We start from the raw sequence: 14,075 nt of genomic DNA on the forward strand, positions 1-14,075 counted from the left end.
CAGCATGTTGTCGCGTGAAAAGAACGAGCGGCTGTGCCGCGTGGAGGGCGACGCCCCGATGGGCGCGCTGATGCGCCGCCACTGGCTGCCGCTGTGCCTGATCGAGGAAGTGGCCGAGCCGGACGGCGCGCCGGTGCATGCCCGCTTGCTGGGCCTGGATCTGGTCGTGTTCCGCGACACCCAGGGCCGCATCGGCGCGCTGGACGAGAAATGCCCGCACCGGCGGGTCTCGCTGGTCTACGGCCGCAACGAGGAAGGCGGCCTGCGCTGCCTCTACCATGGCTGGAAGATGGACGTGAGCGGACAAGTGCTGGACATGGCGTCCGAGCCCGGGACCAGCCCCATGGCCTCGAAAGTCCGGACCCAGGCCTATCCCACGCGGGAGTGGGGCGGCATGGTCTGGGTCTTCCTGGGCAAGGCAGACGATGCGCCCGAATTCGTTCCTCCATCCTGGGCGCCGACCCGGGACGCCAAGGTCAGCATCGCCAAGGTCATCCTGCCCTGCAATTGGGCGCAGGTACTGGAAGGCGCGATCGACTCGGCCCACAGTTCCAGCCTGCACTCGTCGGACTTCGTGCCGGCCAAGGTCAACGGCGCCGAGGCCACCGACAAGAATTGGCTGCGCCCGTCCACCGACAAGGCACCCCGCCTGCAGGTCGAGCGCACGCCCTACGGTTTCCGCTACGCCGCCATCCGCCGTCCCATCTTCGATGCCGACACGCAGGACTACGTGCGATCGACGGTGTTCGTCGCCCCGTTCACGGTGCTGGTCCCGCCCAACAACCTCTACAACGTCGCCAATGTGAACGTGCCCATGGACGACACGAACACGGCGTTCTACTTCCTGGCCTGGGGCCATCCGGCCAAGACGCCCGATACCGAGACCTGGCGCAAGTTCCTGCGCGCGCAGGTCGGCCCGGACGTGGATGACCGCTACCGGCCGCACCGCAACCACGACAACCGCTTCTGGCAGGACCGTCAGGCGATGAAGGCGGGCAACTTCACCGGCATCACCGGCTTTCCCAACCAGGACATCGCCATGTGGGTGACCATGGGCCCCCTGGCCGACCGGTCCGAGGAAAGGCTGGGCACCAGCGACCTGGCCATCGTCGAGTTCCGGCGCCGGATGCTGGCGGCGCTGGACGAGTTCGCGGCGGGCGAAGCGCCCATCGCCCTCGGCGAGAACGCCATTCCCGAGGAGATCTGTTCGTTCCAGGCCATCGTGCCCAAGTCGGTCGACTGGCGCGAGTACCAGGTGTCCCATGTGTGGGACGACGTACCCGCCACCCGGCGACTCGACGCCAACTACGAGGTGTAGCCAGGGGAAGCCTTATGTCGATTGCTCCAATGCGGCTGGGCATAGCCGGCCTGGGACGTGCCTTTTCGCTGATGTTGCCGACCTTCCTGGGCGATGCGCGCATCGTGCTGGCGGCGGCTTGCGATCCGCGGGAGGCCGCCCGCGCGCAGTTCGCGCGCGACTTCGGCGTGCCGGTGCACGGCGACATCGATGCGCTGGCGGCCGATCCGTCGCTGGACGCGATCTACATCGCCAGCCCCCACCAGTTCCACGCCCGCCACGCCGAGATCGCCGCGGCGCATGGCAAGCACGTGCTGGTGGAAAAACCCATGGCGTTGGCGATGGACGAATGCGACCGCATGATCGCGGCCTGCGAGCGCGCCGGCGTGCACCTGATCGTGGGCCACTGCCACAGCTTCGACACGCCCTACCTGAAGACCCGCGAACTGATCGCCAGCGGGGAGTTCGGCCAGGTCCGCATGATCCACGCGCTGAACTACACCGACTACCTCTACCGTCCGCGCCGGCCGGAGGAACTGGTCACGGCCGAAGGCGGCGGCGCCATCTTCAGCCAGGCCGCGCACCAGGTGGACATCGTGCGGCTGCTGGCGGGCTCGCCGCCCACGCGGCTGCGCGCCGCGGTCGGCAACTGGGATCCGCGCCGCGTCACCGAGGGTGCCTACTCGGCCATGCTGTGGTTCGAGTCCGGCGCCTACGCCTCGCTGTCCTACAACGGCTACGCGCATTTCGATTCCGACGAATGGACGGGCTGGACAGGCGAGATGGGCAACCGCAAGTCGCCCGACGACTACGGCGCCGCGCGGCGCAAGCTGGCCGCCGTGGCCTCGCCGGAAGAAGAAGCCCGCGCCAAGGCCGCCGGCACCTATGGCGGGTCGGCCTACAGGCCGCCGGCCGCCGACGACGAACCCCGCGCCCACCAGCACTTCGGCCCCATCATCGTGTCCTGCGACCATGCCGACCTGCGGCCGCTGCCGGACGGCATCGCCATCCACGCCGACGAAGAGAAACGATGGGTGCCGCTGGACCGGCCGGCCGTGCCGCGCCACGAGGTCATCGATGAACTCGCGGCCGCCGTGCGGCGGGGCCTGCCGCCCCGGCACGACGGCCGCTGGGCCCGGGCCACGCTGGAGATCTGCCTGGCGATGCTGCAATCATCCAAGGACGGCCGGGACGTCCCGCTGGCGCATCAGCCGTCCTGGTAGTCGCCCGCCGGGCGCGCCAGGAAATCGCCGACGTAGACGAGGTGCTCGAACGGCAGTTCATGCCGGCCAGCCACCTCCACCAGCGTATCCAGCGTGGCGCGCAGCACCCGCTGCCGCGCCTCGCGCCCGGCATGGCAGACGATGGCCACGGGCGTGTCGCCCGGATAGCCCGCCTTCAACTCGTCCACCACCCGCGCCAGGTCGGTCCGCATCGTAAACAGCACCAGCGCGCTGCGGCTCTGCGCCAGCACCGACAGGCGATCACGGCCGCCATAGCCTGCGTTGGCGTTCTTGCCCAGGCTCAGGATCACCGACTGGCTGTCGCTCCCGCCGGTCACGGCGCACCCCAGCGCCGCGTTGCCGGCGGCGAAGCTGGAGATGCCCGGCACGACCTCGGGCCCGAGGTCGCGGAACGCGTCCAGGTAGCCGATCTGCGGACCGTACAGCGTCGGATCGCCCTGCGTCAGGACCGCCACCGTACCACCCGCCGCGATGCAATCGCGGATGGCCCGGCGGCGGGGAGCCTCTTCCGCCTCGACCTCTTCCGGCGAGGCGCGCCGCCTCGCCATGGGCGTGAAGAGGCCGTGGCCGGCTTCCATGAACCGCCTGCCGGCCAGTTGCGGATAGCGGGACGGCGCGTCGGCCTGCCCCACCACCAGATCGGCTTCGCGCATGACGCGGTCGGCCCGCAGGGTCAGGTGATCGGGATCCCCCGTTCCCAGGCTGACGAGATAAAGCTTGCCGGGTTTTGTCGGCATCGGGTTCCTCCTGGGACTTAGCGGTCGGTCCGCCACATGCCGTCGCGCGCCATCCGGTCCACGATCTCGCCGATCAGGCCCGCGATGGCCGAGACGGCCTTGCCGGGCCCCTTGGTCTTGGCGAAGACCAGCGCGACGGCGCGCTGGAACGGCGGATCGACGATGCGGGCGGCCTGCACCTCGCCCTTGCCGACCTCGGTCCATACCGCGTGCAGCGGCAGCACCGTGTACAGCCGCTCGCGCGCGACCAGCGAGGCCTGGAGCGGCAGCGAATCGGCCTCGATCACCGGGGCCAGCGTGATGTGTTCCTGGCGCGCGATGGAATCGAGCGCGGTGCGCAGCCCGTTGGGCGCGCTGGGCAGGATGAAGGGCAGCTCGTGCAGGCTGCGGAAGGGCACTTCCTCCTGCGCGGTCAGGCGGTCGCCCGCGGGCCCGATCAGGTAGCTGTCCACCGTGGCCAGACACTGCTCATGCTCGGGCAACGCGCCGCCGTAGCGGTACAGGATGCCGATGTCCACCCGCGCGTCGACCAGCCACTCCTCGACCTGGCCGCTGGATCCTTCCAGCACCTTCAGGTTGACGCCGGGATAGCGGGCCCGCACCTCGGTGAAGAGCTGGCCCACCAGATGGTGGCCGATGGACGGCAGGGTGCCCAGCGTGACGCGGCCGCTGGCGTCGCGCGCCTGCTCGCGGATCTCGCTTTCCAGTTGCTCGGCATCGGCCAGCAGCGCGCGCACCTGGGGGAAGATGCGCTGCCCCACGTCCGACAGCTCCACGCCCCGGCCGGTGCGCACGAACAGCCGCGTGCCGCACTCGCGTTCGAGCGCGTTCAACTGCCGGCTGAGCAAGGATTGATTGCTGTTCAGGAACAGGGCCGCGCGCGTCAGGCTGCCCAGTTCGCCGATCGCGAGAAAAGCCCGCCATTTCTGCAGGCTGGCGGTGACGTCCAGCTGGATGCTGGTGGCTTTCGGATGCTGCATCGCAAGCGGCGCTCGTCCAGGAAAAGAAGACGAGTTTATACCCCCACCACGGCGAAACATGCACTGACTGGTTCACTCAGTTGGAAGAGGCCTTGACTGCGCCTTGAAGCCAGTCCGCGAATCCTTCGTCCGGCCACAGTTTTTCGATTGCATCGAGGCCGAGCTTGGCACGCTTCCTCCATCCTGGCCCTCGGCTCACCAGGTCGCGCCACGCTTCCTCCACTTCATCGGGCCGCTGAATACGCAGGATATGCAGCAGCAAGGCCGACTGCAGCAGATCCTTGTTGGACTTCGTCCGGTGCTCGCCGCTGCGTTCGCCGAAGACGATCAACTTGTGCAGCGCATAACGGGCAGGATGAGGCACATTGAGAACGACGGCTCCGGTCATGTCGAAGATGACCGCCTGTTGCACGTCTTCCAACGAGTACTCCATGAACGGCAGCGGTTGCAGCATGACCCCGAGTTGCTCGTGCTTGAATGGCGCGCCGTCTGTGGTCGTCTTCGGGGTCACGAAATCCAGGGTGAACTCCGGTGTATCGGGGATCACCCAGGAGCCGGCCCCGCCACCCGAGCCGCCAAGAAGCGGCACGAACCCCATTTTCAGGGATTCGATGGCATCGCCGGCATTCGCTTCGACGTCGGCCGGCAGCGCGACGCTGAGGCTTCGTCCCGCGTGCGCGAAATCGATATCCATCGTAATGGCCGCCGAGCCCCCTCCCCAGTGCACGCCCAGCATGTTGCCGTAGGCGATGAAGGCATGGGAACCAATGGCCACGCCGCCGCTGCGGAAAAAACCATAGTCGGAAAGCCGCTTGATCACCCTGAAATGCAGCGAGGGGGTCGTCTGGCACCCACTGACCGCGGCCAGTTTCGCCAGTTGGCGCAGGGCATCGGGCTGCGGTGAGGACTGCTTCTCTTCGACGAGCCTCCTGATCTCGGGCGAATCGGGCCCGACATAGATCTGGCGCTGTTTGCCCGAGGCATCGGTATGCTTGAAGTACCAGTATGTCTTGCCCCGAACCTGGCGCCGGGAAAACGAGCCGGATAACAAGGCGACACTCCGGGCCATCTCGGCTCGCACGGCAACATCGCCAAGCTGGGCGAAAGCGGCTTGCGCCCGCATGGGCAGCGCCGTGTAATGAGCTTCCAGGGCGAAGGGTGCGGACATGATGCCCCTTTGAGTGGTTGTACCTTCAAAATGTAACTCGGGTACAACGAAGAAGCCAGCAGATGTTATACCTGATAAATGTAACTTAGGTATAACACCCTACCGCCCCTTGAACACCGGCGCCCGCTTTTCGCGGAACGCGGCCTGCGCCTCGGCGGCATCCTCGGTGGTGGCGATGATCGTGGTCATGTCCTGTTCGTAGCGATAGCCGTCGCGCAGGCTCATGTCCTCGATGGTGTTCAGCGTGTGCTTGCCCATGCGCGTGGAGACGGGGCTCTTGGCGGCGATGACGCCGGCCATCTCCATCGCGGCGGGCAGCAGGTCTTCCTGAGCCGTGCAGGCCTCGACGATGCCGAGCCGGTAGAGCTCGGCCGCCGGCACCCGGTAGCCGGTCAGCATCATGCGCCGCAGCAGCGAATGGGGAAACAGGCGCATCGCGTGGCGGCACCCGCCCAAGAGGCCCACGTCCACTTCGGGCAGGCCCAGCGAGGCGCGCTCGGAGGCGATCAGCACGTCGGCCGAGGCCACCATGGCCAGCCCGGATCCCAGCGCCGGGCCGTTGATGGCCGCCACCACGGGCTTGGCGCATTCGCGGATGGCGTGGAAGCACTCGCGGGTGCGGCGCAGGTGAGCGGGCAGGTCGCCCGGTCCCTTGATCACGTCGGCCCGCCCTTTCAGGTCGGCGCCGGCGCAGAACACCTTCCCCGCCCCGGTCAGCACCACCACCCGGACCTCGGGCGTCTCGGATATCCAGTCCAGCGCGGCGGTCAGTTCATCGTTCAGCACGCGGGTCAGGGCATTGACCGGCGGGCTGTCCAGGGTCACCAGCGCGATGTGGCCATCCACCCGCAGTTGCAGTTGCTTGAATTCGTTCATGGAAAAGGGTCGTGATCGTGGGCAGGATACGCAGCGAGTCTAGGCGCGCGCGCAACCCGCGCAAAGGCGGGCGCGGTCAAGGCTGCTATGCGCCCGGCGCCATAGCGCGCGCGGGCGGCGCGCCCGATAATGCAGGCAAGACGAGAGGAGCCCATGCCGAGAATCGACCTGCCCACGCCCGAAACCATGAGCCCGGAACAACGCCGGGTGCACGACAAAGTCATCGCCGGCAAGCGTGGCCGGCTGCGTGGCCCGCTGCGCGCCGCGCTGTACAACCCCGAGCTGGCCGAGCGCTGGTCGGCCATGGGCGAACTGCTGCGCTACGACACCACGCTGCCGCCCCGGCTGTCGGAACTGGCCATCCTGGTCACGGCCCGGGCCTGCAGCTCGCCCTTCGAGTGGGCCGCCCACAAGACCGAGGCCGAGAAGGCGGGCGTGGAAGCCTGGATCATCGAGGCGCTGCGCGAACGCCGCATCCCCATCGAGCTGGCGCAGGACGATGCGCTGGTGGTGCGCTACGCCAGCGAGCTGAACGCCCACCGGTCGGTGTCCGACGCCACCTACGCCGCGACGCTGGCCCGTTTCGGCGCGCGCGCGGTGGTGGAGCTGACCGCGCTGATCGGTTACTACACGTTGGTGGCGATGACGTTGAACGCGCACCAGATCCCGCTGGAACCCGGCGTCGTCGCCGCCTTTCCCCTGCCCCAGGACGACCCGGCGGTATGGGGCAAGCCGCGATGATCGGGGTCGCGCGGCACGCCACCCCGATCACCGGCTGGGATTGCCACAACCATCTGCTCGGCCCCTACGACCGCTTTCCGCTGGCGGCCGAACGCAGCTACACGCCGCCGGAAGCGCTGGTCGCGGACCACTCGGCCATGCTCGCGAGCCAGGGGCTGTCGCATGCGGTGCTGGTGCATCCCAGCGCGTACGGGGAAGACTATTCGCTGCTGTTCCATGCGCTGTCCGCGCACGACCACCTGCGCGGCGTCATCGTCGCGCGCCCCGGCACGCCGCTGGACCTGGCCACGCTGCGCGCACGCGGCGTGCGCGCGCTGCGCTACAGCCACCGCAGCGGCGCGGCCGGGAATTTCGCCGGCAGCGCCTCGATCGAGGATCTCCAACAGATGGCCCGCGCGGTGGCCGATGCCGGACTGCACGTCGAACTGTGGACCGACTGCCGGGCCCTGCCGGGCATCGCGCCGGTGCTGGCGGACCTGCCCTGCCCGGTCGTGATCGACCACATGGGCAGCTTCGACGTGGAGGCGGGCACGGACGACCCGGGTTTCCAGCAACTGGCCAGGCTGCTGGGCGACGGCAAGGCCTGGGTCAAGCTGTCGGCCTACCGCAGCCTGCTGGATACGCCGGACCCGGAGCCCGGCCGCCCCTTCCATCGCGCCCTGGTCGAGGCCAATCCCGACCAGCTCGTCTGGGGCAGCGACTGGCCCCACATCCGCATCGATCCGTGGCCCGGCACGCGCCGGCTGTTCGACACCTTCCTGGCGTGGACCGACAGCGAACCGCTGGCGCGCCGGATCCTGGTCGACAACCCGACCCGGCTCTACGCGTAGGGCGCGCTCATCCTTCCAGCACGGGCTCCGTGCGCCGGAAGGACGGCCGCGCCGCGATCTCGTCGTACCACGCGGCCAGGTGCTGCGCCCGCTCGCGCCATTGCAGCGCGCCAAAGCGGAAATCCAGGTAGCCCAGCGCGCAGCCCAGCCCGATGTGGCCGATGCCGAACGGCGCAGCCGCCAGTTCCCGCGCCTCGCCCTCCAGCCGGCGCAGCGATGCCTCGGTCTTGATCCGGAAGGCATCGATGAGCGCATCCGAGCGCTGCGCCGCGTCCCGGTCGGCCTCGTTGCGCCAGAGGATCAGCACATCCAGCAGGCCGTCGGCGAAGGCATGCCAGCGCAGGGCCCGCCACTTTTCCTCGCTCCGGGCAGGAAACAGGTCGCCGCCGGCCAGGTCGTCCAGGTATTCGCAGATGACCGCCGAATCGAACAAGGCCATGCCGTCGTCCAATACCAGCGTGGGGATCTTGCTGAGCGGGTTGTCGCGCATGATCTGCGGATTGGGCCGCAGCATAGCCGCGACCGACCGCACGCGCTCCACGCGGTCCTCCAGCCTGAGCTCGTACAGGCAGACCATGACCTTGCGTACATACGGCGACTTGGGCGACCAGTGCAGCTTCATGTCCACTCCCATCAGATGGCGCCCGCGGCGCGCAACGCTTCGATGCCGGCCGCGTCGTAGCCCAGCTCGGCCAGGATCTCCGCGCTGTGCTGGCCCAGCGTGGGCGGCGCCGCGAGACCCGGCAGCGCCGCGTCGGCGAACCGCATGGGACTGGCGACCTGCGGGACCCGGCCTCCGCTGGGATGCTCGATATGGCGCAGCAGGCCGCGCGCGATCGTCTGCGGCTCCTCGAACACCTCGGCCACGGTGTTGATCGGGCCGCACGGCACGCCGGCGCCGTCGAGCAAGGCAAGCAGGCTCGCGCGGTCGCGCCGCGCGAGATCCTCGCGCAGCATCGCCGACAACTGTTCGATATGGCGCACCCGCTGCGCGTTGGTGGCGTAGCGTTCGTCCGCCGCCCATTCCGCGTGGCCGAGGGCCTCGCACAGCTTGCGGAACTGGCCGTCGTTGCCCACCACCAGGATGATGTCGCCGTCGGCGCAGCGGTAGACGTCCTGCGGCTGGATGTTGGGATGGGCGTTGCCGTTGCGCCGGGGCGGCTTGCCGGACACAAGGTAGTTCATCGCCTGGTTGGCCAGGGTGGCCACCTGCACGTCGAACATGCCGATGTCGATGTACTCGCCCTTGCCCGTCTCGTTGCGGCGGGCCAGCGCGGCCAGCACGGCTACCGCCGTGTACATGCCGGTCATCAGGTCGACGATGGGCACGCCCACCTTCTGCGGACCGCCGCCGGGACGGCCGTCGCGCTCGCCGGTCACGCTCATCAGGCCGCCCATGGCCTGTATCAGGAAGTCGTAGGCGGGCTGGTCGCGGCGCGGCCCGGTCTGCCCGAAGCCGGTGACCGAGCAATAGATCAGCCGCGGGTTCAGGGCGCGCAGCGACGCCTCGTCCAGCCCGTAGCGCGCCAGCGTGCCGAATTTGTAGTTTTCAAGCAGGATGTCGGCGCGCATGGCCAGTTCCCGCACGATGCGCTGGCCTTCGGGCGTGTCGAGCCCGACCGTGATCGACCGCTTGCCGCGGTTGACCGCGAGGTAATAGCCGGCTTCTTCGGTATCTTCGCCCCGGCCGTCCTTCAGGAAGGGCGGTCCCCAGGCGCGGGTGTCGTCGCCGCTGCCCGGGCGCTCCACCTTGATGACGTCGGCGCCCAGGTCAGCCAGGGTCTGGCTGGCCCAGGGGGCGGCCAGGATACGGCTCAGGTCCAGGACCTTGACGTGCGACAACGGGCCCGTCGATCGATGCATACATTCCTCCGCGTTCGCGCCGACGGCCGGACGCGTCTCGTCCCGTCCGCGCCTGTCGCCGCAGTCCGGACTCTAGGGGCGCGGCGCGGGCTTGCCTACTGCCTGGGCCGGCAAGACTGCAATGCGTCCATGCGCATAACGTGCGCGCTATATCCGCGGCGCGCAGGCAGAAATGCCGCGGGGGTACACCGCGCGCGCGGCGCGGACCGGAATAATGGGCCAGACCTCACGGCCATTCCCTCAGGAGACCTCATCGATGAACGACGCGCACGACCAGACCCCGCCCACCCCTGCCCGCCTGAGGATAGGCGTCGCCGGCGCGGGCGCCATCGGCGGCTTTCTGGCCGCCCGCCTGGCCCTGGCGGGCAACGACGTCAGCGTGCTGGCGCGGGGCGCCACGCTGCGCGCGCTGGACGAACACGGCATACGGCTGGACAGCGGCGGCGCGCGATCGGCCGCCCGCGTCCGCGCCAGCGACGATCCCCGGCAGCTCGGCCCGCAAGACCTGCTGATCCTGGCGGTCAAGTCGCCGTCGCTGCCCGACCTGGCCGACCGCCTGGGTCCCATGATCGGACCGGACACCCTCGTACTGCCCGCCCTGAACGGCGTCCCGTGGTGGTTCTTCCAGTCGGGCGGCGGCCCGCTGGCCGGCCACCGCCTGCGCGCCGTGGATCCCGACGGCCGGCTCGAACACGCCATCCCCGCGGACCGCATCCTGGGTTTCGTGGTGTTTCCCTCCAGCTCCTGCCCCGAACCCGGCGTGGTCGCCCACGCCTCGGGGTCGCGGCTGGTGGTGGGCGAGCCGGGCGGCGGCGCCAGCCCGCGCGCGCAGAACGTGGCCGCGTGCCTGGCCGCCGCCGGCTTCGAGGCATCCGCCAACCCCGGCATCCGCCGCATCGTCTGGGAAAAACTGCTGGGCAACGCCTGCTTCAACCCGGTCAGCCTGCTGACGGGCTCGCACACCGACCTGCTGATCGACGACGAACGCGTCAACCGCCTGTTCCAGGCCATGATGCGCGAACTGCTGGCCATGGGCGACGCGCTGGGCCTGCCGTTGGCCATCGAGCCCCCGGCGCGGCTGGCGGTCACGCGCAAGCTGGGCCACATCAAGACCTCGATGCTGCAGGACGTGGAAGCGGGCCGCGCGGTGGAACTGGACAGCATCCTGGGCGCGGCCGTCGAGATCGCCGCCGAACTGGGCGTGCCCGCGCCGCTGCTCGACACGGTCTATGCGCTGGCGCGGGTGCGCGCCGAACGGCTGGGCCTGTACGCCGCGCCCGGTTAACGCCCACGCCATAGCAGCTTTGCGCGGCGGCGCCTATCCGGCGGCGAAGCCCGCCCGATACCATGCCCGGACACCGACAAGACAGGCGGCCACGCCCGCCACGGAGGAGACTGCCATGCACACCAGACGCCTTGCGGCATGCCTGATCGCGAGCTGCACCCTGGGGATCTTCACGGCACCGGCCATGGCGCAGGACGCCTCGTGGCCCACGCGACCGATCCGCTTCATCGTGCCCTTCCCACCCGGCGGACCGACCGACACCTATGTGCGCACCATCGCCGGCCCCCTGGGCGACGCGCTCAAGCAGACCATCGTGGTCGAGAACCGCGCCGGGGCCGGCGGCTCGATCGGCACGGCGGCCGTGGCAAAAGCGGCGCCGGACGGCTACACCATGGGCCTGGGCGCCGGCGGCGCGCTGATGGTGATGCCCCACCTGATGAAAGTCCCCTATTCGGTCACGCAGGACCTGACCTACGTTTCCAGCCTGGCGCAAGTGCCCGCCGTCATCGCGGTCAACGCCAAGTCCGGCATCGCCAACATGGCGCAGTTCCTGGAGCGCGCCCGCAGCCATCCCGGCAAGATGAACTATGCCAGCGCGGGCACCGGCACCATGGTCCACCTGGCCGGCGAACGCTTCAAGCGCGAGGCGGGCATCGACATCGTCCACGTGCCCTATGCCGGCGCGGCCCCCGCGATCACCGATCTCCTGGGCGGACAGGTCGAATCCATGGTCTCGGACCTGACCCCCATCCTGCCCCACGTGCAGGCGGGCACCGTCCGGGTACTGGCGGTGACCACCGAGAAGCGGACCCCGCTGCTGCCCAACGCGCCCACCCTGGTCGAGCTGGGCTACCCCAAGGTCGTGCAGGCGACCGAATACGGCGTCATCATGCCGCCCGGCACCCCGGCCGCCATCGTCAACCGCGTCCAGCGCGAGCTGGCGGCCATCCTGGCCACGCCCGAGGTGCGCAAGGCCTACGAGCAGATGGGTTCGCTTGCCGTCTCCAGCTCGCCCGAGCAATATCGCAAGAACGTCCTCGGCAGCTATGAGTTCTGGGGCCAATTCATCAAGGAAACCGGCATCTCGCTGAACTGACCGATTCCCACAGGAAACCTTGCCATGCCAGCCTCCACCGGCCAGACCATCGCCCAGAAGATCCTCGCCCGCGCCGCGGGCCGCGAGACCGTGGCGCCGGGCGAATACGTCAACTGTGTGCCGGACCACGTGGTCACCCAGGAAATGGTCTGGCCCATGCACAAGCGCAACCTGGAGAAAATAGGCGCGACCTCGTTCGCCCGGCCCGAGAAGGCCATCATCGTCATCGACCACACGCCGGCGGCCGCCACCGGTTCGCCGCACGCCGCGACGCATCACATGCTCAAGCAGCTGACGCGCGACTTCGGGGTCGACAACTTCTACGGCCCCAACACCGGGCTGCGCCACCTGGTGCTGGTCGAGCGCGGCTACGCCCGGCCCGGGTCCCTGGTCTTTTCGGACGAAGGCAACATCGCCTCGATCGGCGCGGTGGGCGCGCTGAACATTTCCATGTCCACCGACGTGCTGGCGCCGCTGCTCAACGACCAGCACTGGGTCTGCGTGCCGCGCACGGTACGGATCGAACTGGTGGGCAGCCTGCCCTTCGGCGTGACCGGACGCGACCTGGTCCAGTCCATCATTCGCGACCACGAGGAACAGGGCACCTTCCTGCAATGCTGCGTCGAGTACGGCGGGCCGGCGCTGGCCGGGCTGAGCCTGGACGACCGGCAGGCCATCCTGGCCTCGACCTTCCACACGGGGTCCGATACCGCCATCATGGACGTCGATGCGCGCGCGCTCGACTACGTCGACGAACGCGCCGATGGCCGGCCGTATCAAGTCCTGCGCAGCGACCCGGACGCTGACTACGCGGCGGTGCTGACCTACGATCTGTCGCAACTGACCCCCATGGTGACCGTGCCGCCCACGCAAAGCGGCGCGGTGGACGTCGCGCAAGTGGCGGGCCGACGCATCGACCAGGCCGCCGTGGGGTCCTGCGCCAACAACCGGCTGGAAGACATGCGGGCGACGGCCGCCGTGCTGCGCGGCCGCCGGATCGCACAGCACGTCACGATGTACATCTCGCCGGGCAGCCAGAACGTCTACGCCGCGGCCGCCCGCGAAGGGTTGCTGGAGGTGTTCGCCGAGGCCGGCGCCACCGTGCTGTCGCCCGGCTGCAATACCTGTTGGGGCTACCTGGGCGTGCTCAGCGGCGAGGACGTCTCGATCACCACCCACCAGTTCAACTACCAGGGCCGCAACGGCAGCACCCAGGCCGCGGTCCACCTCGCCTCGCCCTATACGGTGGCGGCCTCGGCCGTGGCCGGCGAGATCACCGACCCCCGCCCGCTGCTGGCGGGCCGGCTTTGAGGAGCGGCACGACATGAACGAAGCATCCTCCGTGCGCACCCTGCGGGGCCGGGTCTGGAAGTTCGGCGACCAGGTCTGCGGCGACGACGGCATCATCGAATTCGCCGCGGTGCGCGACGGCTTCGGCAAGCCGTTCGACCTGGACGCGCTCAGGCAGATGTGTTTTCGCCAATTGCGGCCCGAATTCCCGTCGAACGTCCAGCCGGGCGACATCGTCGTCGGCGGCAAGAACTTCGCGCATCACAACCACGTGGAAGTCAGCGTCGCCATCAAGGCATCGGGCATCGCCGCGGTGCTGGTGGAATCCTGCGAATCGGGCTTCATCCGGCGGGCGCTCAGCCAGGGCCTGCCGATACTGCTCGTCCCCGGCATCACGCAGGCCGTGGCCGACGGCGACGTGATCGGCGTCACGCCGGCCACCGGCGCGATCGAACTGGCCGACGGCCGCGTCATCCCGTCGCCGCCGTTTTCGCCGCAGATGGTGCGGATCTGGGAGAGCGGCGGGCTGGTCAACGCGCTGGCTGGCGAGTTCGCGGCGCGCTAGCGTCAACGGTAGGTTCTTGAACCGTCCTTGACCGGTGGGGTGGGGCGGCCCGCGGTGGGGGGCCCCACCCCACCAGTCCAAGACCACCGACGACGATGAGTGA

General features: G+C 69.2%; 14 protein-coding genes. 8 read left to right on the top strand and 6 right to left on the bottom strand.

The genetic code is table 11. The features are described 5' to 3' along the window. The first annotated feature begins 4 nt into the window (after positions 1 to 4). On the top strand, positions 5 to 1,318 hold the full coding sequence (locus AC1Q6E_RS07610) for a Rieske 2Fe-2S domain-containing protein (RefSeq protein ID WP_152797949.1): 1,314 nt from the start codon (positions 5 to 7) through the stop codon (positions 1,316 to 1,318). 14 nt (positions 1,319 to 1,332) lie between these two features. Then, positions 1,333 to 2,520 carry a Gfo/Idh/MocA family protein gene (locus AC1Q6E_RS07615; RefSeq protein ID WP_492572498.1) on the top strand — a complete coding sequence of 396 codons (1,188 nt, stop codon included), beginning with the start codon at positions 1,333 to 1,335 and terminating at the stop codon, positions 2,518 to 2,520. Here the strand turns inward: AC1Q6E_RS07615 and AC1Q6E_RS07620 are convergent. From AC1Q6E_RS07620 to AC1Q6E_RS07635, 4 genes are all read right to left on the bottom strand, one after another. After that, complete coding sequence (locus AC1Q6E_RS07620; RefSeq protein WP_492572499.1) at positions 2,505 to 3,278, bottom strand: SAM-dependent methyltransferase; 774 nt, start codon at positions 3,276 to 3,278, stop codon at positions 2,505 to 2,507. The genes AC1Q6E_RS07615 and AC1Q6E_RS07620 overlap by 16 nt on opposite strands. Positions 3,279 to 3,295: 17 nt before the next feature. Continuing rightward, positions 3,296 to 4,258, bottom strand: a complete 963-nt coding sequence (locus AC1Q6E_RS07625) for a LysR family transcriptional regulator (protein WP_152797946.1) — start codon at positions 4,256 to 4,258, stop codon at positions 3,296 to 3,298. Between the two features lie 76 nt (positions 4,259 to 4,334). Then, positions 4,335 to 5,426 carry a GSU2403 family nucleotidyltransferase fold protein gene (locus AC1Q6E_RS07630; protein ID WP_296555084.1) on the bottom strand — a complete coding sequence of 364 codons (1,092 nt, stop codon included), beginning with the start codon at positions 5,424 to 5,426 and terminating at the stop codon, positions 4,335 to 4,337. Positions 5,427 to 5,525: 99 nt separating this feature from the next. Beyond that, the gene (locus AC1Q6E_RS07635) at positions 5,526 to 6,302 is read right to left on the bottom strand and encodes an enoyl-CoA hydratase/isomerase family protein (RefSeq protein ID WP_492572500.1); all 777 of its coding nucleotides are present in this window, start codon (positions 6,300 to 6,302) and stop codon (positions 5,526 to 5,528) included. 153 nt (positions 6,303 to 6,455) lie between these two features. Between AC1Q6E_RS07635 and AC1Q6E_RS07640 the strand changes: the two genes are divergently transcribed. Next, positions 6,456 to 7,043 (top strand): carboxymuconolactone decarboxylase family protein, encoded by a 588-nt coding sequence (locus AC1Q6E_RS07640; protein ID WP_492572501.1) that lies wholly within the window; start codon positions 6,456 to 6,458, stop codon positions 7,041 to 7,043. Beyond that, positions 7,025 to 7,873: an amidohydrolase family protein gene (locus tag AC1Q6E_RS07645; protein ID WP_492572502.1), complete on the top strand. Its 849-nt coding sequence runs from the start codon at positions 7,025 to 7,027 to the stop codon at positions 7,871 to 7,873. The genes AC1Q6E_RS07640 and AC1Q6E_RS07645 overlap by 19 nt, the downstream gene beginning before the upstream one ends. A 7-nt stretch (positions 7,874 to 7,880) precedes the next feature. On the opposite strand, the gene AC1Q6E_RS07650 is transcribed toward AC1Q6E_RS07645, so the two are convergent. Together AC1Q6E_RS07650 and AC1Q6E_RS07655 are read right to left on the bottom strand one after the other, a co-directional pair. After that, positions 7,881 to 8,495 (bottom strand): glutathione S-transferase family protein, encoded by a 615-nt coding sequence (locus AC1Q6E_RS07650; protein ID WP_296555082.1) that lies wholly within the window; start codon positions 8,493 to 8,495, stop codon positions 7,881 to 7,883. Between the two features lie 11 nt (positions 8,496 to 8,506). Further along, complete coding sequence (locus tag AC1Q6E_RS07655; protein WP_492572503.1) at positions 8,507 to 9,736, bottom strand: CaiB/BaiF CoA transferase family protein; 1,230 nt, start codon at positions 9,734 to 9,736, stop codon at positions 8,507 to 8,509. A gap of 256 nt (positions 9,737 to 9,992) precedes the next feature. Between AC1Q6E_RS07655 and AC1Q6E_RS07660 the strand changes: the two genes are divergently transcribed. From AC1Q6E_RS07660 to AC1Q6E_RS07675, 4 genes are all read left to right on the top strand, one after another. Beyond that, entirely contained in the window at positions 9,993 to 11,021 is a 1,029-nt protein-coding gene (locus tag AC1Q6E_RS07660; RefSeq protein ID WP_492572504.1) for a ketopantoate reductase family protein, read from the top strand. Positions 11,022 to 11,136: 115 nt separating this feature from the next. Next, on the top strand, positions 11,137 to 12,117 hold the full coding sequence (locus tag AC1Q6E_RS07665; protein ID WP_492572505.1) for a Bug family tripartite tricarboxylate transporter substrate binding protein: 981 nt from the start codon (positions 11,137 to 11,139) through the stop codon (positions 12,115 to 12,117). Positions 12,118 to 12,141: 24 nt separating this feature from the next. After that, on the top strand, positions 12,142 to 13,428 hold the full coding sequence (locus AC1Q6E_RS07670; protein WP_152797939.1) for an aconitase family protein: 1,287 nt from the start codon (positions 12,142 to 12,144) through the stop codon (positions 13,426 to 13,428). Positions 13,429 to 13,441: 13 nt separating this feature from the next. Further along, positions 13,442 to 13,972 carry a 3-isopropylmalate dehydratase small subunit gene (locus AC1Q6E_RS07675; RefSeq protein ID WP_152797938.1) on the top strand — a complete coding sequence of 177 codons (531 nt, stop codon included), beginning with the start codon at positions 13,442 to 13,444 and terminating at the stop codon, positions 13,970 to 13,972. The last annotated feature ends 103 nt before the right edge of the window (positions 13,973 to 14,075 follow it).

The organism is Pigmentiphaga sp. MLSB6-MA01 (assembly GCF_058793475.1).

What these genes read in the sequence shown, in the direction of transcription:
- AC1Q6E_RS07610 (WP_152797949.1), top strand. Translation starts at nt 5, where the DNA reads ATGTTGTCGCGTGAAAAGAACGAGCGGCTGTGCCGCGTGGAGGGCGAC.
- AC1Q6E_RS07615 (WP_492572498.1), top strand. Translation starts at nt 1,333, where the DNA reads ATGTCGATTGCTCCAATGCGGCTGGGCATAGCCGGCCTGGGACGTGCC.
- AC1Q6E_RS07620 (WP_492572499.1), bottom strand. Translation starts at nt 3,278, where the DNA reads ATGCCGACAAAACCCGGCAAGCTTTATCTCGTCAGCCTGGGAACGGGG.
- AC1Q6E_RS07625 (WP_152797946.1), bottom strand. Translation starts at nt 4,258, where the DNA reads ATGCAGCATCCGAAAGCCACCAGCATCCAGCTGGACGTCACCGCCAGC.
- AC1Q6E_RS07630 (WP_296555084.1), bottom strand. Translation starts at nt 5,426, where the DNA reads ATGTCCGCACCCTTCGCCCTGGAAGCTCATTACACGGCGCTGCCCATG.
- AC1Q6E_RS07635 (WP_492572500.1), bottom strand. Translation starts at nt 6,302, where the DNA reads ATGAACGAATTCAAGCAACTGCAACTGCGGGTGGATGGCCACATCGCG.
- AC1Q6E_RS07640 (WP_492572501.1), top strand. Translation starts at nt 6,456, where the DNA reads ATGCCGAGAATCGACCTGCCCACGCCCGAAACCATGAGCCCGGAACAA.
- AC1Q6E_RS07645 (WP_492572502.1), top strand. Translation starts at nt 7,025, where the DNA reads ATGGGGCAAGCCGCGATGATCGGGGTCGCGCGGCACGCCACCCCGATC.
- AC1Q6E_RS07650 (WP_296555082.1), bottom strand. Translation starts at nt 8,495, where the DNA reads ATGAAGCTGCACTGGTCGCCCAAGTCGCCGTATGTACGCAAGGTCATG.
- AC1Q6E_RS07655 (WP_492572503.1), bottom strand. Translation starts at nt 9,736, where the DNA reads ATGCATCGATCGACGGGCCCGTTGTCGCACGTCAAGGTCCTGGACCTG.
- AC1Q6E_RS07660 (WP_492572504.1), top strand. Translation starts at nt 9,993, where the DNA reads ATGAACGACGCGCACGACCAGACCCCGCCCACCCCTGCCCGCCTGAGG.
- AC1Q6E_RS07665 (WP_492572505.1), top strand. Translation starts at nt 11,137, where the DNA reads ATGCACACCAGACGCCTTGCGGCATGCCTGATCGCGAGCTGCACCCTG.
- AC1Q6E_RS07670 (WP_152797939.1), top strand. Translation starts at nt 12,142, where the DNA reads ATGCCAGCCTCCACCGGCCAGACCATCGCCCAGAAGATCCTCGCCCGC.
- AC1Q6E_RS07675 (WP_152797938.1), top strand. Translation starts at nt 13,442, where the DNA reads ATGAACGAAGCATCCTCCGTGCGCACCCTGCGGGGCCGGGTCTGGAAG.